The organism is Leisingera sp. M658 (assembly GCF_025144145.1).
GTDB lineage: Bacteria > Pseudomonadota > Alphaproteobacteria > Rhodobacterales > Rhodobacteraceae > Leisingera.
The window spans coordinates 379,783-397,890 of the sequence record NZ_CP083546.1 but is presented as its reverse complement, the minus strand read 5'-3'; the positions used below and the strand labels follow the sequence as shown (position 1 = coordinate 397,890).

At 62.3% G+C, this 18,108-nt stretch carries 21 protein-coding genes and 2 pseudogenes; 10 read left to right on the top strand and 13 right to left on the bottom strand.

Annotation, left to right across the window (positions count from 1 at the left end):
- Nucleotides 1-4 precede the first annotated feature (4 nt).
- Together K3724_RS02090 and K3724_RS02085 are read right to left on the bottom strand one after the other, a co-directional pair.
- Nucleotides 5-466: a hypothetical protein gene (locus K3724_RS02090; RefSeq protein WP_259989604.1), complete on the bottom strand. Its 462-nt coding sequence runs from the start codon at nt 464-466 to the stop codon at nt 5-7.
- A gap of 139 nt (nt 467-605) precedes the next feature.
- Entirely contained in the window at nt 606-1,088 is a 483-nt protein-coding gene (locus K3724_RS02085) for an RNA pyrophosphohydrolase (RefSeq protein ID WP_259989602.1), read from the bottom strand.
- 137 nt (nt 1,089-1,225) lie between these two features.
- On the opposite strand from K3724_RS02085, the gene K3724_RS02080 reads away from it, so the two are divergent.
- Complete coding sequence (locus tag K3724_RS02080; RefSeq protein WP_259989600.1) at nt 1,226-3,253, top strand: NADPH-dependent 2,4-dienoyl-CoA reductase; 2,028 nt, start codon at nt 1,226-1,228, stop codon at nt 3,251-3,253.
- 237 nt (nt 3,254-3,490) lie between these two features.
- Here K3724_RS02080 and K3724_RS02075 read toward each other — a convergent pair.
- Both K3724_RS02075 and K3724_RS02070 read right to left on the bottom strand, forming a co-directional pair.
- Nucleotides 3,491-3,670: pseudogene (locus K3724_RS02075) on the bottom strand (antibiotic biosynthesis monooxygenase family protein); the annotation flags it as partial.
- Nucleotides 3,671-3,680: 10 nt separating this feature from the next.
- Nucleotides 3,681-4,001, bottom strand: a complete 321-nt coding sequence (locus K3724_RS02070) for an NIPSNAP family protein (protein ID WP_259989598.1) — start codon at nt 3,999-4,001, stop codon at nt 3,681-3,683.
- A 308-nt stretch (nt 4,002-4,309) separates the two neighbouring features.
- Here K3724_RS02070 and K3724_RS02060 point away from each other — a divergent pair, with 308 nt between their 5' ends.
- From K3724_RS02060 to K3724_RS02050, 3 genes are all read left to right on the top strand, one after another.
- Nucleotides 4,310-4,645, top strand: coding sequence for a YgdI/YgdR family lipoprotein (locus K3724_RS02060; RefSeq protein WP_259989597.1), 336 nt, complete (start codon nt 4,310-4,312; stop codon nt 4,643-4,645).
- A 127-nt stretch (nt 4,646-4,772) separates the two neighbouring features.
- Entirely contained in the window at nt 4,773-5,435 is a 663-nt protein-coding gene (locus K3724_RS02055) for an HAD family phosphatase (protein WP_259989595.1), read from the top strand.
- 24 nt (nt 5,436-5,459) lie between these two features.
- Nucleotides 5,460-5,642, top strand: a complete 183-nt coding sequence (locus tag K3724_RS02050) for a hypothetical protein (RefSeq protein WP_259989593.1) — start codon at nt 5,460-5,462, stop codon at nt 5,640-5,642.
- A gap of 81 nt (nt 5,643-5,723) precedes the next feature.
- Here K3724_RS02050 and map read toward each other — a convergent pair whose 3' ends face one another.
- A complete protein-coding gene (map, locus tag K3724_RS02045) occupies nt 5,724-6,533 on the bottom strand; it encodes a type I methionyl aminopeptidase (protein WP_259989591.1) in 810 nt (269 codons plus the stop codon).
- A gap of 155 nt (nt 6,534-6,688) precedes the next feature.
- Here map and K3724_RS02040 point away from each other — a divergent pair, with 155 nt between their 5' ends.
- On the top strand, nt 6,689-7,576 hold the full coding sequence (locus tag K3724_RS02040) for a mechanosensitive ion channel family protein (RefSeq protein WP_259989589.1): 888 nt from the start codon (nt 6,689-6,691) through the stop codon (nt 7,574-7,576).
- Nucleotides 7,577-7,593: 17 nt separating this feature from the next.
- On the opposite strand, the gene sfsA is transcribed toward K3724_RS02040, so the two are convergent.
- Nucleotides 7,594-8,298, bottom strand: coding sequence for a DNA/RNA nuclease SfsA (sfsA, locus tag K3724_RS02035; protein WP_259989587.1), 705 nt, complete (start codon nt 8,296-8,298; stop codon nt 7,594-7,596).
- 48 nt (nt 8,299-8,346) lie between these two features.
- Here sfsA and K3724_RS02030 point away from each other — a divergent pair, with 48 nt between their 5' ends.
- The 4 genes and pseudogenes from K3724_RS02030 to K3724_RS02015 all read left to right on the top strand — a co-directional run bounded on the left by K3724_RS02030 (nt 8,347) and on the right by K3724_RS02015 (nt 11,279).
- Nucleotides 8,347-9,069, top strand: coding sequence for a molybdopterin-binding protein (locus K3724_RS02030; protein ID WP_259989585.1), 723 nt, complete (start codon nt 8,347-8,349; stop codon nt 9,067-9,069).
- A complete protein-coding gene (locus K3724_RS02025; RefSeq protein WP_259989583.1) occupies nt 9,066-9,791 on the top strand; it encodes a GNAT family N-acetyltransferase in 726 nt (241 codons plus the stop codon). The genes K3724_RS02030 and K3724_RS02025 overlap by 4 nt, the downstream gene beginning before the upstream one ends.
- A 3-nt stretch (nt 9,792-9,794) precedes the next feature.
- Nucleotides 9,795-10,356, top strand: a pseudogene (locus tag K3724_RS02020) (peroxidase-related enzyme).
- Between the two features lie 26 nt (nt 10,357-10,382).
- A complete protein-coding gene (locus K3724_RS02015; RefSeq protein ID WP_259989581.1) occupies nt 10,383-11,279 on the top strand; it encodes an OmpA family protein in 897 nt (298 codons plus the stop codon).
- 275 nt (nt 11,280-11,554) lie between these two features.
- Here the strand turns inward: K3724_RS02015 and K3724_RS02010 are convergent, their stop codons facing one another.
- The 3 genes from K3724_RS02010 to K3724_RS02000 form a co-directional block, all read right to left on the bottom strand.
- Nucleotides 11,555-12,466: a LysR family transcriptional regulator gene (locus tag K3724_RS02010; protein ID WP_259989580.1), complete on the bottom strand. Its 912-nt coding sequence runs from the start codon at nt 12,464-12,466 to the stop codon at nt 11,555-11,557.
- Between the two features lie 285 nt (nt 12,467-12,751).
- Entirely contained in the window at nt 12,752-13,306 is a 555-nt protein-coding gene (rsmD, locus tag K3724_RS02005) for a 16S rRNA (guanine(966)-N(2))-methyltransferase RsmD (RefSeq protein ID WP_259989578.1), read from the bottom strand.
- Nucleotides 13,303-14,514, bottom strand: a complete 1,212-nt coding sequence (locus K3724_RS02000; protein WP_259989576.1) for an NAD(P)/FAD-dependent oxidoreductase — start codon at nt 14,512-14,514, stop codon at nt 13,303-13,305. Before K3724_RS02000 ends, rsmD begins: the two co-directional genes overlap by 4 nt.
- Nucleotides 14,515-14,609: 95 nt before the next feature.
- Between K3724_RS02000 and K3724_RS01995 the strand changes: the two genes are divergently transcribed.
- Nucleotides 14,610-15,098: a peroxiredoxin gene (locus K3724_RS01995; RefSeq protein ID WP_259989574.1), complete on the top strand. Its 489-nt coding sequence runs from the start codon at nt 14,610-14,612 to the stop codon at nt 15,096-15,098.
- Between the two features lie 147 nt (nt 15,099-15,245).
- Here K3724_RS01995 and K3724_RS01990 read toward each other — a convergent pair whose 3' ends face one another.
- The 4 genes from K3724_RS01990 to K3724_RS01975 are packed head-to-tail and all read right to left on the bottom strand — an operon-like array spanning nt 15,246 to nt 18,015.
- Nucleotides 15,246-15,554, bottom strand: coding sequence for a 4a-hydroxytetrahydrobiopterin dehydratase (locus K3724_RS01990; protein ID WP_129372104.1), 309 nt, complete (start codon nt 15,552-15,554; stop codon nt 15,246-15,248).
- Entirely contained in the window at nt 15,551-16,738 is a 1,188-nt protein-coding gene (locus tag K3724_RS01985) for a GNAT family N-acetyltransferase (RefSeq protein WP_259989571.1), read from the bottom strand. Before K3724_RS01985 ends, K3724_RS01990 begins: the two co-directional genes overlap by 4 nt.
- A 48-nt stretch (nt 16,739-16,786) precedes the next feature.
- A complete protein-coding gene (locus K3724_RS01980; protein ID WP_259989569.1) occupies nt 16,787-17,560 on the bottom strand; it encodes a glycerophosphodiester phosphodiesterase family protein in 774 nt (257 codons plus the stop codon).
- Complete coding sequence (locus K3724_RS01975; RefSeq protein WP_259989567.1) at nt 17,557-18,015, bottom strand: RidA family protein; 459 nt, start codon at nt 18,013-18,015, stop codon at nt 17,557-17,559. The genes K3724_RS01980 and K3724_RS01975 overlap by 4 nt, the downstream gene beginning before the upstream one ends.
- Between the last annotated feature and the right edge of the window lie 93 nt (nt 18,016-18,108).

Below are 18,108 nucleotides of genomic sequence, written 5' to 3'. Positions count from 1 at the left end.
CCGGTCACCGCGGCATTGCAGGCTCGCACGCCTTGCCGCGGTGGCAATCCAAAACCTGCCGCCGCACTTCAGACGTATCGGCAAACACAAACCCGCCGCAGGCACCCGCCCGGATCACCAGCTCCTGCCCGCGCTGTTCGGCAAAGAACACCTGATCCGTACCCGAGGCCATGCCACCGCACCAAGGGCCTAGGCATTCCACCTCAAGCACTGCCGGCACCTTGACCCGTCCGGAGAAATACTTGCCGTCCAGCATCTTGCCTGACAGCTGCGCCGGAATGCGGGTCAGCGGCGGCGTGTCATTCGGGTTGTCAGCATGGGATTGCGGCAGCAGGCTTTCGTCGAACCGCAGTTCGCCCGCGATGATGTTGTAGACGCTGTCCGACTTTGCGGCCTGCAGATAGGCATCTGCCGGTCCCCAGGGAAGACAGCTGAGGGCGGCAGCAGAATTGGCGAATATCGTCACAACCGTTGCCGCGATCAGAACGCTTAGGGCAGCGCCTGACCTTGGGGAGGTGCAAAGTGCCTTCCCGCGGGGAAGGTCAGGCGCTGCCCGGCCTTTCGGCCGGACTGAACAGCTTAAGAGAGACCGGCGCGATTCCATCTCACAAATACTCCCTGAACTCAGCTACCACCCGCGCATAAACCTCGCGCTTAAACGGCACGATCTTCTCAACCAGCTGCGCCACCGGCTGCCAGCACCAGGCCGAAAACTCCGGGTGATCCGTCTCGATATTGACCTGATCATCGCGCCCCAGAAACCGCATCAGATACCACTTCTGTTCCTGCCCTCGGAATTTACCGCCCCAGAACTTGGGCACCACGTCATGCGGCAGGTCATAGGGCAGCCAGCCATCGCTTTCGGCGATGATCTCGACCACCTCCGGCACCACCCCGGTTTCCTCTTCCAGTTCACGCAAGGCCGCCGCGCGCGGGTCCTCCCCCGCATCAATCCCGCCCTGCGGCATCTGCCAGGCGTCCTTGTAACGGTCCTTGCGCTGACCGACAAAGACCGCGCCCTCGGCATTGATCAGCATCACTCCGACATTCGGGCGGTAGGGCAGCTTGGCAATCTCTTCTGGCGTCATCAGGCTCTCCTAGGCATTCATTGCTCAACCTTAGACCGCTTGCCGCGGGGGCACGCAAGGGGGTGACGCGGCGTTTGCACGTGACAAGCAGCCCCCGCACCATGATCCTAAGCGGCAACTGCCAGGGAGAGTTTCAGATGACTGCGTACCCCAACATGCTTGCCCCGCTGGATCTGGGCTTTACCACGCTGAAGAACCGCGTGCTGATGGGCTCGATGCACACCGGGCTGGAGGAAACCGGCGACTGGAATCGCGTTGCCGAATTCTATGCTGCCCGCGCCCGCGGCGGGGTCGCACTGATGGTCACCGGCGGTATCGGCCCGAACCTCGAAGGCTCGGTGCTGCCCGGTGCCTCAATGATGACCTCGGCCAAAGACGTCGAGAACCACCGCGTGGTGACCGACCGCGTGCACGAAGCAGGCGGCAAGATCGCCATGCAGATCCTGCACGCTGGCCGCTATGCCTATGGCCCGAAATGCGTCGGCCCCAGCCCGGTGAAATCGCCGATCTCCCCCTTTCCGCCGCATGAGCTGGACGAGGACGGTATTGAGAAGCAGATCGCCGACATCGTCAACGCCGCCCGCCTGGCGCAGGAGGCAGGCTATGACGGGGTCGAGATCATGGGGTCCGAGGGTTATTTCCTCAATCAGTTCCTGGTCACCCGCACCAACAAGCGGACCGATCGCTGGGGCGGGTCTTATGAGAACCGGATGCGGCTGCCCATCGAAGTGGTGCGCCGCACGCGTGAGGCTGTGGGCCGCGAGTTCATCATCATCTACCGGTTGTCGATGATCGACCTGGTGCCTGAGGGCTCCACCCACGAGGAAGTTGTGCAGCTGGCGCAAGAGGTTGAAAAGGCCGGCGCCACCATCCTCAACACCGGCATCGGCTGGCACGAGGCACGGATTCCGACCATTGCCACCTCGGTTCCCCGTGCCGCCTTTGCCTGGGTTACCAGAAAACTGATGGGCAAAGTTGGCATTCCGGTGATCACCTCCAACCGTATCAACACGCCTGAAGTTGCCGAAGACGTGCTGGCAACGGGCTGCGCCGACATGGTGTCGATGGCGCGGCCGATGCTGGCAGATGCGGATTTCGTGGCCAAGGCCAAGGGTGGTCAGGCCGACCATATCGCCCCCTGCATCGCCTGCAACCAGGCCTGCCTCGACCACACCTTCAGCGGCAAGCTGACGTCCTGCCTGGTCAACCCCCGTGCCTGCCACGAGACCGAGCTGGTGATCGAACCCGCCGCGGCGGCGAAAACGGTGGCCATCGTGGGCGCAGGCCCCGCGGGCCTAGCCACTGCAGTCACCGCCGCCCAGCGCGGCCACCAGGTCACCCTGTTCGACCGGGCAGATGAAATCGGCGGCCAGCTCAACATGGCCAAACAGGTGCCGGGCAAAGAGGAATTCTGGGGCCTGGTCGACTGGTACCGCACCATGGTGGCCGAGGCCGGCGTCACGCTGGAACTGGGCCGCGAAGTTTCCGCCGGGGACCTGACCGGTTTTGACGAGGTCGTTGTCGCCACCGGCGTTATCCCGCGCGATCCGGCCATTCCCGGCCAGGACAAGGACAATGTCCTCAGCTACATCGACGTGCTGCGCCACAAGAAACCGGCCGGACAGCGGGTTGCGGTGATCGGCGCCGGCGGCATCGGCTTTGATGTTTCGGAATTCCTGCTGGAAGAGGGCCACAGCCCCGCCACCGATCTGCCCGCCTGGATGAAGGAATGGGGCGTCACCGACCCGGCAGAGCACCGCGCGGGTCTCGCCCCTGAAGGCCCGCAGCCTGCCGCCCCTGCCCGCCGCGTAACACTCTTGCAGCGCAAGGCGGAACGCCATGGCAAACGGCTGGGCAAGACCACCGGCTGGATTCACCGCGCTACGCTCAAGATGAAGGACGTGGAATTCCTGGGCGGCGTGAACTACGAGCGCATTGATGCGGACGGGCTGCATGTCTCCTTTGGCGACGCGCGCGAAAATCCCACCCTGGTTCCGGCGGACACCATCGTTCTATGCTCCGGCCAGGTCTCCGAACGGTCGCTTGCAGATGATCTGGCAGAGCATGGCATTACTGCACATGTGATCGGCGGTGCCGACGTCGCCGCGGAACTCGATGCCAAGCGCGCCATCAACCAGGGCACGCGGCTGGCGGCGGAACTCTAAAGGCAGGCAAGGCGCTCCCGCCTGCCGCTCCAGGTCCTGACGGACCCGGCCTGCAGTTGGGTCCGGCCGCGCCTGCGGCGCGGCGGATGGCAGCGCGCAAAGGCGCGCTGCCACGCCCAACGGGCGCAGAGCATGTTTCATGCTCCTAAGCCGGGCGGGAGCCGCCACCCGGTGCACCGTCTTTTTCCGCAGCCGCCACAAGCTGCCTCCCGGCCGGGTTCCCCCGGAACGGGCATCAGCTTCATCCCGCCAGAAGGACAGCGACAACAGCTTCTCCGGCGCGCTCAGGCTTTGGAACCGCTCAACCGAGACAAACCCGTCCACCTGTTCCAGTTGCTCTCGCAGCGCGGCCGCAGTCTCCAGATAGATCTCTTTTTGCCCTTCGGAGATTTCCACTTCGAACATCACAGCTATCATATCCACCCCCTCAACCAGCCCCATGCGGCGCCGAGGCCAGTTTCAGCCAGGTCCGGTCCTCGCGCAGCAAAAACCGCTCTTTCTGCGCAAACTCATAGTTCTCGCGCCCTAAGGGGTCCGCCGCCAGCCGGGCACGATAAGCTTCATACTCAGCAAGGTTCTCCACATTGTAGATGCCATAAGCCAGTGTCGACGACCCTTCATGCGGCGCAAAATACCCGACCAGATCCGCACCGCAGCGCGGGATCGCCTGCCCCCAGTTGCGGGCGTAGCGTTCGAACTGCGCCCTCTTGGCAGGGTCGATGCGGTAACGGATTATGCAGGTCAGCATGTTAAAGTCCTCAGTTTGTTCAGGACCTCCTGCCTAGCCCGCACCGCCTCTTGGATGCTTCGGTGCAGATCGAAACGTTACTCCACAGTGATGGTGATCAGTTCAGAAACAACCGGCGTGGCGTGCGGTACATGGCCAGCGTTGCTCGGCACCAGCTGCAGCATGTGGCGCCGGAGCGCAGCCGGTGCTATCTGATCGGCCTTTCACCAAATGCGTGATTTTTGTTTGCAGGATCAGATCAGAGATTGTAGTCGGCTGGTGAATTAACCCAAACCGCCGCCTTTTCCTGCGGTTTCAAAGGATCCAATATGCAAACTGCATCGTTTCTTGGCCTGCTCGCGGCAGGTTCGTTGTTCCTGTCGGGCTGCGTTTCACCGGACGTTGTCACCACAAATAATGTCGATGACGCTTCGCTGACCTGCGAAGGAATCAAGACCCAGATGGGCCAGCTTGATGAAATCCGTGCCGAGGCCAAAAAAGGCAAGACGGCATCTGGAAAGAACGTTGCGGCGGCACTGCTGTTCTGGCCGGCCGTGATTGGGAATTATGCCAACGCAAACGAGGCGCTGGATGCGGCAAACAAACGTCACGAAGTGCTGGTCAGTCTGGCAAAGAAGAAGCGTTGCAAGTTCGAAGCCGCTTGAGTTTCGGGGTATAAACAGGAATGCAGGGGGTCTTCTTCCTGCATTTTTTGTTTCTGTTCTTTGCCGCAGCCGGGCATGACGGGTAAACTTGTAACCTGCAGCCATTTCCGAATAGAGGCAGACCGTCTTGCCCAAGACCTTTCCGACCCCGAAACTGGTGATCTTCGACTGCGACGGCGTGCTGGTGGACAGTGAACCGGTCTCGAACCAGGCGATGGCGGACAACCTCGCGCACCACGGGCTGGACCTGACCTTAGAGCAGGCAATGGCGCATTTTACCGGCGGCACCATGGCGGGTGTGATGGCAAAGGCCCGCAGCCTGGGCGCGGACCTTCCGGAAAACTGGATCGCGGAAATCCATGCCGAGACCTATGCCCGGCTGAAAGAAGGCATACCGCTCACACAGGGCATTCCTGATCTGCTGGCAAGGCTTGATGCACATGGCATTCCGGCCTGCGTGGCCTCCAACGGCAGCGAGGAAAAGATGCGCATCACTTTGGGCCAGAACGGGCTGTGGGAGCGGTTCCACCCGCAGGCGATGTTCTCAGCCCAATCCCTGGGTGTGGCCAAGCCGGAACCGGGGTTGTTCCTGGCCGCCGCCAGCCACTTCGGTGTGCAGGCGCGCGATTGCCTGGTGATCGAGGACAGCGGCAGCGGCGTCACCGCCGCGGTGCGCGCGGGCATGCGCTGCCTCGGGTATGCTCCGCAAGGCGGCGGCGGCAGGCTCACCGCGCTGGGGGCTGAAGTGTTCAACGATATGGCAGAGGTACCGGCCCTTTTGTCGATCTGAGACCGTCGTGGTACTGTCGCCCGCATGGAGCAGACATTGCGCACCCCGTTTCTGCCCTCCCTTGCAGAGACTGAAACCAAGACAAGACCCAAGCCGAAACCGCTGCGGGCACCGCTGTTCATTCAGGACGCGGTAACCCCATGGGCGGGCAGCACCATGCTGCTGGCCTTGTGGCGGCAGCAGGAAGCAGAGGACCGGGACGGTTAGTCCCAAAGCCCGCTGCTGCTTCTTTCTGGTTGAAAATACCCCGGGGGTGCGGGGGCCGGCCCCCGCCGCCGCCCTGACAGCTTACCCGTAGGTCGGGTGGAATCTCCCGGCCGGCGACAGGGTGAAAATATCAGCCCCGTCTGCAGTGACCCCGATCGAATGCTCAAACTGCGCTGACAGCGACTTGTCGCGGGTCACGGCTGTCCATTCATCCGCCAGGATCTTGGTCTCCGGGCGGCCGATGTTGATCATCGGTTCAATGGTGAAAAACATGCCCTCTTCCAGCACCGGGCCGGTACCGGGGCGGCCATAGTGCAGCACGTTGGGCGGCGCATGAAAGACCGTGCCCAATCCGTGGCCGCAGAAATCGCGCACCACGCTCATCCGTTGGCTTTCGGCGTAGACCTGGATCGCATGGCCGATGTCGCCAAAGGTATTGCCGGGCTTCACCGCCTCGATGCCCACCATCAGCGAATCATGGGTGACCTGGATCAGACGCTCGGCCTTGCGCGGCAGCTTACCGGCCACAAACATCCGCGACGTGTCGCCGAACCAGCCGTCGACAATCACAGTCACGTCAATGTTCAGGATGTCGCCATCCTTCAGCTTCTTGTCGCCGGGGATGCCGTGGCAAACCACATGGTTCACCGAGATGCAGCTGGCGTGCTGATAGCCTTTGTAACCGATGGTTGCGGATTTGGCGCCGGCATCTTCGACCATCTGTGTGATACGGCGGTCGATCTCGCCAGTGGTCTGGCCCGGAAACACATGCGCGGCAATCTCGTCCAGAATACGCGCCGCCAAGGCACCCGCCTTGTGCATGCCGGCAAAGTCGCCGGCTTCATGAATGCGGATGCCGTCCTTGGTTGTGCGGCCGTCTTTCGATCTCATCAGGCGGAGCTCCATCGGGTTTTGTTCCGTAGCTATCTAAGGGGTCTTGGCCAAAAGGGCCAGAGGGGGCAGCGGCGGCTTCTGGGAACTTTTTCAACCCTGCTGCGTTGGGCCGGGAGAGCGGAAACAGCACAAGCCAGGAGGAATGCAGCGGCATGGATAACATTGATGACCTGATGAAGACTGAGATTTACGGAGGAAAATCACTGGCAGATCTGGTGACGCTGGAATTTCTGGCGCAGGCCTTGGGCAACGTGCTGGCCGCAATTGCCATTCTTCTGGCGGGCTTCATCGCCGCGCGCTGGGTCAAGCGGCGGATCGTGGCCCTGGGTGATACCCACGCCAAACTCGATGTGACCCTGTTTCATTTCCTCGGCAATCTGGCACGTTATGTCATTCTCGCCTTTGCGGTGCTGTTTGTTCTGAATACCTTTGGCGTCAAGACCACATCGATTGTGGCGGCCATCGGTGCCGCCGGCCTGGCGATCGGCCTGGCCATGCAGGGTGCGCTGTCGAATGTGGCAGCGGGCGTAATGATCATCCTGTTCCGCCCGTTCAAGCTGGGTGACTTCATCGATGTGAACGGCGAAACGGGCACGGTGCATGAAATGACCCTGAACAATACTGTCATCGCCAGCCTCAGCAATCTGAAGGTGATCATCCCCAACTCCGAGGTTTGGGGCAATACCATCACCAATTACTCCGCCTTCGACACCCGCCGGGCAGAGTGGACTTTTGGTGTCGGCTATGGCGCCAATCTGGCCACGGCAGAACAGGTGATCCGCGACACAATCATGGCCGACAGCCGCTCGCACAGCGATCCGGAACCCTTCATTCAGGTCAATGCGCTGAACAGCAGTTCGGTGGATTTTCTGGTGCGTGTCTGGGTCGATGCAGCCGAGCACTTTCAGTATCAGGCCGATATGAAGCGCAAGGTCAAAGAAGCGCTGGATGCTGCCGGGGTCGATATTCCCTTCCCGACCCGCACGCTTGTTCACGCAGACCCTGCCAGCCAGGAAGACGCAGCCAGCAAGGCCGCCTGACCAGAAGGCCGGCGTTGCTAATGTGCAGCGGCGACCGGCGCGCCGGCCTCGACCCCCTGCGGCGTGATCCTGGTGCCCAGCACCAGCCGCTCCACCCCGGCCGAATAGGCGCGGGCAAAGGCGGCGGCATAGGCCGGGTCAATATCTGCAGCCAGTTGAAACCGGTCGCAGTCGGTGCGCTGCACCAGATACAGCATCACAGCCCGGTGGCCCTGGGCCGCCATATTGGCCAATTCGCCAAGGTGTTTTGTGCCGCGGGCGGTGACGCTGTCCGGGAATTCCGCCAGGCCCGGTTCCCGCGACAGCGTCACGCTTTTCACTTCGACATAGCAATCCGGCAGACCGTCTTGCTGCAACAGAAAGTCGACGCGGCTCTTCTCGCCGTATTTCACCTCGGGGCGCACGGTCTTGTAGGCGGCCAGTTCGCTGATTTCTCCGGCTTCCAGCGCAGCCCGCAGGGCGCGGTTCGGAACCGAAGTATCAACGCCGGTGAAATGCCCGTCCGCGTGCTCAACCAGCCGCCAGCCGTATTTCAGCTTTTTCTTCGGGTCGTCGTTCGGCTCCAGCCAGATCTTCATGCCCGGCTCCGCCAGCCCCATCATGCTGCCGGGATTGGCGCAATGGGCGGTAACCTCGCGCCCGTCCTCCAGCCGGCAATCGGCAAGGAACCGTTTGTAGCGGCGGATCAGCACGGCGGGGATCAGAGGGGTTTCAAAGCGCATGGGCTTAGGCCTATATCTGCGAAGACGAGGTATCAAGGGAGGAAGACCATGGCCAATCCAACAGCTGCCATGCTGGTCATCGGGGATGAAATCCTGTCGGGCCGCACCCGCGATGCCAATATGCACTATCTTGCGGGCGAGCTGGCCAAACACGGCATAGACCTGATGGAAGTGCGCATTGTCAGCGATGACGAGGCCGCGATCATAGCCGCAGTGCAGGCGCTGGCCGGGGCATATGACCATGTATTCACCAGCGGTGGCATCGGTCCAACCCATGACGACATCACCGCAGACTGCATCGCCAAGGCGTTTGACGCGCATCTGGACGTCCGCGATGACGCCCGCGCGATCCTGCAGGCGCATTATGACACTCAAGGCTTGGAATTGAACGAGGCCCGCCTGCGGATGGCACGCATTCCGGAGGGCGCCGCGCTGATCGAAAACCCGGTCTCGGCCGCGCCGGGGTTCACCCTTGGCAATGTGCATGTGATGGCCGGTGTACCGCTGATCTTTCAGGCGATGGTGGCCAGCGTATTACCAACCCTGACCGGCGGCCAGCCGATGCTGTCGCAGACCCTGCGGGTACTGCGCGGCGAGGGCGAGATTGCCGGACCGCTGCGCACGCTGGCCGAGGCATATGAGGATCTGTCAGTCGGCTGCTACCCGTTCCAAAAAGACGGTGCCTTTGGCGCCAATATCGTGATCCGCGGCACCGATGGCGCGCGCATTGATGCGGCAATGACAGCATTGGCAAAGGAGCTGGAGCAGTGACCACCGATCCCCGTTACTATGCTTTGACCGAGGCGACATGGCCGCCTGCCTCCACCCGCGGCCTGGGCCCCGTGACCCTGCGCGACGGTCAGGGCGGCGGCAGCCGGGTGTCGGCGGCGACGGTACACGGCACTGCCTCGGACGCGGAGATTGCCGCGGCTGAGGACGCAATGCGCGCGATGGGCCAGGACGGCCTGTTCATGATCCGCGACGGCGAGACGGAACTGGACGCGCAGCTGGCGGCGCGCGGCTATGCGGTCAAGGATCCGGTCAACCTGTGGACCTGCCCGGCCGCGCATTTGACGGATATCCCGGTGCCGCGGGTCACCGCCTTTTGCGTCTGGGAACCGCTGGCGATCCAGCGCGAGATCTGGGAGCAGGGCGGCATCGGGCCTGAACGCCTGGCGGTGATGCAGCGGGTACAGGGGCCAAAGACCGGGCTGCTGGCCCGCCACAAGGACAAACCGGCTGGCGCCGGGTTCGTGGCCATTCACAATGGGGTGGCAATAGTCCACGCACTGGAAATCCTGCCGCATCAGCGCCGCTGCGGCATGGGCGCCTGGATGATGCGCCAGGCGGCATTCTGGGCGCTGGAAAACGGTGCCGGCGAGCTGGCGGTTCTGTGCACCAAACGTAACGAGGGCGCCAACGGGCTTTATGCTTCCCTCGGCATGAAATGCACCGGACAGTACCACTACCGGATTTTACAGAAAGGCCATTGACCGATGCGTGACCAAACCCCGCCCACAGCCCTGAATCTGCCGATGGCGGACCCGTTGCCGCCGGAGACACAGAAGTATTTCGATATCTGCGTCGAAAAGCTGGGCTTTGTGCCCAACGTGCTTAAGGCCAATGCCTTTGACATCGACAAGCTGAATGCCTTTACCGCCATGTACAACGACCTGATGCTGGCGGACAGCGGCCTCAGCAAGCTGGAGCGGGAGATGATCGCGGTGGTGGTCTCGGCGATCAACCGGTGTTTCTATTGCCTGGTGGCGCATGGCGCAGCTGTCGGGTGATCCGGCTTTGGGTGAAATGCTGGTGATGAACTACCGGGTGGCGCCGCTGGAAGCACGCCAGCGCGCAATGCTGGATTTTGCCGCCAAGATGACCACTTCCAGCGCGGAGATTGAGGAAGCGGACCGGCAAGGCCTGCGGGATGCAGGCTTCAGCGACCGGGAGATCTGGGACATTGCCAATGTTGCGGGTTTTTTCAACATGTCCAACCGGGTGGCCAGCGCCACTGCCATGGTTCCCAACCCGGAATACCACAGCCAGTGCCGCTAAGACGTTTCATTTCGGCAGCCGCGGTGATGCTGCTTCCGGCCTTGCCGGCGGCGGCTGAAATCATCCTGCCAGCCGGTGCAGATGCTGTTTCGGAACGGGTCACGGCGCTTGGTGTTTACCAGCTGCCGATCGGACCGGAAGAGGCGGACAAAGTCCCATCGCGCCGGTTCGAAGGGCGGATTCTGCGCCGCACCTGGCGGCTGGGAGGAGACAGCACTGTGCTGCAGATCCTGGCGCCCTTGCGGGACCAGCTGCAGGCCGGCGGTTATGAGGTGCTGCTGGATTGTGCCGCGCGTGATTGCGGCGGTTTCGGCTTCCGCTTCGGGATTGAGGTGGTGCCGTCGCCGGACATGATGGTGGATATCTCCAGCTATCACTTCCTGTCCGCGGCCAAAGGGGACGAGGCGGTCTCGCTCCTGGTATCACGCGCAGGCGGCGCGGCTTTTTTGCAAATGATCACAGTGCATCCGCCTGGATCGGCTGCAACGGCAACAGCCGTGCCGGCGGTGGTGAAACCTGGCCCTGGGACGCCCGGCACGGTGCGGCCGGTGGAACTGGCCAAAGTGCTGGAGGTGCGCGGCCACGCGGTTCTGACGGATCTGGTGTTTCAAAGCGGCTCCACCCGGCTGCAGGACGGCACTTATGCCAGCCTGCGCGCGCTTGCGGACTATCTGGCCGCCAATCCGCAATACCGCCTGCTGCTGGTCGGGCATACCGACACGGTGGGTTCGCAGCAGCAGAACATCGGTATCTCCAAACGCCGCGCGCAATCGGTGAAGGACCGTTTGGTCGAGGAGCTGGGCGCGGATGCGGCACGGATCGAGGTCGCCGGCGCCGGCTTTTTAGCCCCGATAGCCAGCAATCTGATCCCGGACGGCCGCGAAGCAAACCGGCGAGTTGAAGCTGTGCTGCTCGCCGATTGAGGCCCTGCAAAGGATACGCACCGGAAAACTCCCGCCCCCGCAGGTACCTTGGCTTTGCCAAGACCCCTTGGCGGTGTTGGGCCAGGCTCGGCGCTATGCGCCGAGCCTGGCCCAACGGGCGCGGGTCAATCTTTGATTGATCCGGGGCGGGCGGGAGCCTTTCCCGCGGTGTTTTGCAGCAAAAAGCAGAGTCACCGGATCAAAAAAGGCCCCCGCATTCGGTGCGGGGGCAGGTCTTCGAGGGATATCTTGGTCCGGTTTTCCGTAGACCCGGTTCAGGTTTTCCATTCCGACGGGTCGCGGTCGGCAAAAGCCTGCACCAGAAAGTCAATGAAGGCCCGGACTTTGGGCTGGGTAAATTTTCCGGGCGGGTAGACCGCATAGATGCCTTGGGTTTCCACCGGCAAGCCGGGCATCACGTCTTCGACCAGCCCTTCTTCCAGCGCTTCCGAGTAGAGAAAGCTGGGCAGATAGGCGATGCCGAGGCCGGAAATCGCGGCATTCAGCAGCGATTGCCCGTCATTCACCGACAACCAGCCTGAGGTGCGCACCTGGCGTTTTTCACCCGACGGCGCTGTGATCTTCCAGACGTTGCCGCTGGACTGGCTGGAATAATGCAGCAGCTTGTGGCTGTTCAGCTCGTCAATCTTTTGCGGACGGCCGTATTTTTCCAGATAGGCGGGAGAGGCAATCATCCGCTTGGTGGTTTCGGTCAGCTTGCGGGCGCGCAGAGAGCTGTCTTCCAGCTCGCCGATCCGAACCGCCATGTCGAAGCCTTCGGAGATCAGCTCCACATAGCGGTTGTTCAGCACCATGTTGACGGTGATGTCCGGGAAGTCCTGCAGGAAATCCGACAGTACCGGCGACAGGTGATTGACACCGAAATCGGTAGCAACAGAAATCCTGAGCAGCCCCGAGGGGGCAGATTGCATTGAGGTAACCAGCGCATCCGCTTCGCCTGCATCATTCAGCACCCGGCGGGCGCGGTCATAATAGGCGAGGCCAATCTCGGTCGGGGACACCCGGCGGGTGGTGCGGTTCAAAAGCCGCGCGCCAAGCCGGGTTTCCAGGCTTGAAACATGCTTGGAGACTGCGGATTTCGAGATCCCCATCTTGCGTGCCGCATCGGTGAAGCCGCCCTGGTCCACCACATTGGCAAAGGCCTCCATCTCGGTCAGTCGGTCCATATTCACCCATCCTCGTGTATCCGTGTTGCCCCCAGTGATGCGGGTGAAATCGGGCAAGATCGGGGCAAGGGTGGGATAATTGCGAGGTTTCGCAGGGATCGTTTTCGCTGTGGAAACGGCAAGAGCCTTGGCAAACCTGCCGGGGATCCGCAGCTGTGATGCGCCAAAAGACTGCGGCCCTGCACTGGGAAACACGCCGGACCAGCGGCTGTGAACTGCCCGGAAAGTGCCCTGTTTTCCACTATCCGTGAAGGACTTGCAGCAAATTGCCTTAGGAAAGTTGCCTCAGGCGGCTTTCCACATCAGCGAAATATGGGTATCGCCGTATTTCCGGCTGTCCTGCAGCTCGAACCCTTCCGGTGCGGCGACCGGTGCGTTTTCTTCCCAGACCACCAAAGCGTCTTGCGCCACCCAGCCGCCGGCCACAGCTGCGGCCAGGGCCTTTTCCCCCAGCCCCTTGCCGTAAGGCGGATCAAGGAAGATCAGATCAAAGGGGGCCGCCGGGTTCTGCCCCAGCTTCAGTGCATCGCGGCGGGCCAGGGTGCAGCGGCTTTCGGCGCGGCAAATGGTGATGTTTTTGCGGATCAAACCGCCTGACACGCGACCGTCGTCCACAAAAACCGCCTCAGCCGCGCCGCGTGACAACGCCTCCAGCCCCAGCGCGCCGGTACCAGCAAACAGGTCCAGCACCCGGGCGCCGGGGATGGCGCCGGTGTGCATCAGCACGTTGAACAGGCTTTCGCGCACCCGGTCGGTGGTCGGGCGCAGATGGGCGCCCGCATCGCCCTTGCCCACCGCGGCCAAGGCACGGCCGCGGAAGTCTCCTGCGATGATCCTCACGCTTTCAGCAGCGGCTTCAGATCAGCGGCGGTGTCAGCCACCACCGCTTTGTCCGCAGTTTTGCCCATATCAATCAGGCGTTTGCCCACCATATAGGCACGCGGGTCGTTCATCGCGTCCACTGCCACCAGCTGATCACCCTTGTAATACCAGAACGACACCTGCTGGCCCTCGCCCTGGCGGGTCACCACATTGTCATAGCCGGTGTTCAGACCCGCAATCTGCAGTTTGACGTCATACTGATCGGACCAGAACCAGGGTGTGGCAATATACTCTTTGTCCGCGCCCAGCATGTTCTGCGCCACCACCTCGGCCTGATCAATGGCGTTCGGCACGCTTTCCAGGCGGATGCGCTTGCCCTGAAACGGGAAGGAGGCGCAATCGCCCGCCGACCAGATCGCAGCGTCCGAAGTGCGGCCCTTGGCGTCCACCCTGATGCCGTTGTCCAGCTCCAGCCCGGCAATTTCAGCCAGTTGCGAAGTGGGTGTGATGCCGACGCCAACGACGACAAAATCCACCTCAACGGTTTCGCCGCCGCTCAGCACTGCGCGGGTCACCTTGCCGTCTTCGCCTTCCAGCCGCTCCAGCCCAACGCCTTCGCGGATGTCCACTCCGTGGGAGGAATGCAGGCTGCGGAAGAAATCCGAGGTTTCCGGCGCCGCAACACGCTGCAGGATGCGGTCAGCCATCTCGACCAGCGTCACGTGCACGCCGCGCTTGGCGCAGACCGCGGCGGCCTCCAGCCCGATGTAGCCGCCGCCGACGATCAGCGCGCGCTTGCCCTCGGCCACATGCGGTGCCATCGCATCCACGTCGGCCAATCCGCGCACCACATAGACGCCGTCCAGATCGCCGCCGATCGCCGCCGGCAAGCGGCGCGGGTCGGAACCGGTGGTCAGCGCCAGCTGGTCATAGGGGATTACCTCATCGCCCAGGCTCACAGTTTTCGCTGCCGGATCGATGCCAGTCACCCGCTGACCCAGCTTCAGGGTGATGTTGTTGTCCGCATAGAAACTTTCGGGCCGCAGGAACAGGCGTTCCAGCTCCATCTCGCCCAGCAAATAGGCCTTGGACAAAGGCGGGCGCTGATAGGGCAGTGCGTCTTCCGCGCCAATCAGGGTAATCTCCCCGTCGAACCCATCCTTACGCAGTTTTGCCACCAGCGAGGACCCGGCCTGCCCTGCTCCAATAACGACGATGTGGGACATAATCCCTTGCCTCCCTCAGCAGTTCCCGTCACGCTTTCATCGGACCCTATATACCCGGGGCTTCAAAACGCAATCATGAGAAAGAGGAACCTGCGATGATTTCTGTTGGAGACCAACTGCCGGACGCGACACTGACGCTCATCGGAGACAACGGCCCCGAGCAGGTGCAGCTGTCAGACAAGCTGAAGGGGCGCAAAGTCGTGCTGTTCGCGGTTCCCGGCGCTTTTACCAGCACCTGCCATTCGGCGCATGTGCCCAGCTTCATCCGCACCAAGGATCAGTTTGCCGCCAAGGGTGTCGAGGAAATAATCTGCCTGGCGGGTAATGATCCGTTTGTGATGAACATCTGGGGCGAAAACACCGGTGCCACCGAGGCCGGGATCACCATGCTGTCGGATGCCGAATGCACGCTGACCGAGGCAATCGGCATGCGTCTGGACGTGCCCTCGGCCGGTCTGATCGGACGCTCGCTGCGCTATGCGATGCTGGTGGAGGACGGCGAGGTGAAAGTCCTCAACAAGGAAGAAAACCCCGGCCAATGCGAGCTTTCCGCCGGCGAAGGATTGCTGGAGTCAATGGGCTGAAGCCAAGTCCGGCTGCGGCTGCCTGACCCGGCGGCCGCAGGACAACCCCTTAATAAACGGTGAAAAATAAGGTCAGCATGCCTGCCGGAATGTTTCGCGCGCGAAACATTTGGACAGAATTGCTGACCTTTCCGTCAGAGCGTCCGTTCAAGTCTGCGGCTCGCCGAACAGCCCGTCCATCTTGCGCGCCAGTTTGGCATCCAGCGCGCTGACCCCGTCCACATCATGGGTGGTGAGAACCACCGTCACCCGGTTGTAGACATTGCTCCACTCCGGGTGGTGGTTCCATTTCTCGGCCCAGATCGCGGCGCGGGTCATCCAGCCGAAGGCATCGGCGAAATTGCTGAACTTGAAGATCTTGGTGATAGCATCCCGGCCCTCCACCATTTCCCAGCCGGTGGCAAACAGCGGCTCCAGCAGCGGGCCGCGGGTGGCGTCGGACAGTTTTTCCGTCATTCTTGCTCCTCCACTTGGGCTTTGCGGAACGGGCCGTAATCGGTCAGGATTTCAATCTCTTCCTCGGTGGCGGCCCGTTCAGCCTCGAGGTAGCGTTCGACGGCCCCGGCAAACCCGGGATCGCCGATCCAGTGCAAGCTGTGTGTTTCGCACGGCAGATAGCCGCGCGCCAGCTTGTGTTCACCCTGCGCGCCCGCCTCAGCCCGGTCAAGCCCCAGGGCTATCGCCAGCTCTATCGCCTGATAATAACACAGCTCGAAATGCAGGCAGGGATGGTGCTCAACACAGCCCCAATAACGCCCGTAAAGCGTTTCACGGCCAATGAAATTCAAGGCACCTGCAACATAGCGCCCGTTGCGCTCTGCCAGAATCAGCGCCATATTCTGCGCCATCGTGTGATGGGCGATATCGAAGAATTGCCGCGTCAGATAAGGCGCGCCCCATTTTCGCGCACCGGTGTCCTGATAAAATTCCCAGAAGGCATCCCAATGCTCAGGCTGCAGGCTGTCCCCCTGATAGACCCGGATCTCGCCGCCGAAACATTGCGCCTGCATCCGCTCCTTGCGGATGTTCTTGCGCTTGCGCGAGGACAGCGCCCGCATGAAACCTTCGAAATCGGCATAACCGTCGTTTTGCCAGTGAAACTGCTGGGTAGAGCGGCGCATCAGCCCCATCTCCGCCCCCATCCTTGCCTCGTCCTGGGTGCAAAAGGTCACATGCAGCGAGGACAGTTTGTTGTCGGCTGCCAGCTGCACCGCCCCCTGAACCAGCGCCGAATGGCCGATACCGTCAAAGCCCGGGCGCACCAGAAAACGCCGTCCCGTGGCCGGGGTAAAGGGCACCGCGACCTGCAGCTTGGGGTAGTAATGCCCGCCGGCCTGCTCATAAGCATGCGCCCAATTGTGATCAAAGATATATTCGCCCTGGCTGTGCCCCTTGGCGTAAAGCGGCGCGCAGGCGATCAGCAGCCCGTCCTGATAGGCGGTCAGATACTGCGGCTGCCAGCCAGTGCCGGGCCCGACCGAGCCGCTGTCTTCCAGCGCGCTTAGAAACCGGTGGGTGGTAAATGGATCCAGCGGGCGGGTGCCGTCTGCCGCCTCAGGACAGGCGCAGGCATCCCAGTCCTCTGCCGCGATCTGCGACAGTGAGGCCAGCACCCGGATTTCGATTTGCGCCTGGGTCATGCAATTCCTCCGCACCGCTTCAAAGATGTGGGGTCTGCGCCTGCGGGATCAAGATGTTAGCGGCGAGAGGTACTGTTCAAACGTCACATTGTCGGCAAAGACGCGCGCCGCGGTTTCCTCCGCCGCAGAGGTCACGGTCCAGCACAACACCGGCACCCCATCGTTGCGCAGCGCCTGCACCCGCGGACGGGGCAGATCGCCGGCTTCGTGGCTGATAAAACTCGACCCGGTGCGCGCGAAATCCGGGATGCCGCGCAGGCCGTCGCAGACCGCCCTGGGCAGCTCCGGCCATTCCGCGGGATCATAGGCGCTGGTGGTGATGCCGCGGGCAATATCCGGCGCCAGCCGGGCCAGTTCCGCGACTGAATTGGGGTTAAAGGACATCACAGCCACAGGACCGGCATAGCCCTTCAGCGCTTCTGCCGTGGCCCGCTCCAGCGCACCATCGGTAAGGCCCATCTGCCCGTTCTGATCCTTCAGCTCTATCAGCAGCGGCACCTGGCCTGCCACCAGCTCCAGCACTTCAGACAGCTCCGGAATGCCTTCCCCGTCACCGCCCTTCAGCGGGATGGCCTGCAACGCGCTGCAGGTCCTGGCGCGGACCGGACCAGAGGCCTCCGCCAGCCGGTCCAGACCGTTGTCATGAAAGACCATGGCACAGCCGTCGCTGGACAGCTGCAGATCGATCTCAATCCCATAACCCGCCGCAATTGCTGCCCGGATGGCAGCGCGGCTGTTCTCCGGGCGCCCGTCCGCGGCATCATGCAGCGCACGGTGGGCCAGCGGGACAGTCAGGATAGCGGCAGGCAGGACGGGCTTCATTTGATCTGGAAAACGCCGTCGATTTCCACTGCAACACCCAGCGGCAGCGACACCGAGCCGACCGCCGAACGGGCATGGCGGCCAATGTCGCCCAGGGCTTCGACCAGGAAGTCGGAGGCGCCGTTCACCACCATCGGCTGGCCGGTGAAGTCAGGGGCCGAGTTCACAAATGCACCCAGCTTAACGACCCGCACCAGCCGGTCCAGATCACCGCCGCAAGCTGCCTTGAGCTGGGCCAGAAGCGCAATTGCACAGCGCTTGGCTGCAGCCTGGCCGGCCTCAACGTTCAGATCAGCACCCAGCTTACCAGTGATCAGCCCGTTTTCATCGGCCGAGATCTGGCCCGCGATGTAAACCATATCGCCCGAAACCACAAAAGGCACATAGTTCGCCGCCGGTGCCGGTGCTTCGGGCAGGGTCACCCCGAGCTCCTTCAGTTTTGCTTCAATGCTCATGGCCGATTTCCTTCCGAGTCTTTGCTGGCCGGGACGCTACCCGGACAGGCGGAATTCGGAAAGAGCAAATGCGAAGCACCAGTGCGGCTTTGC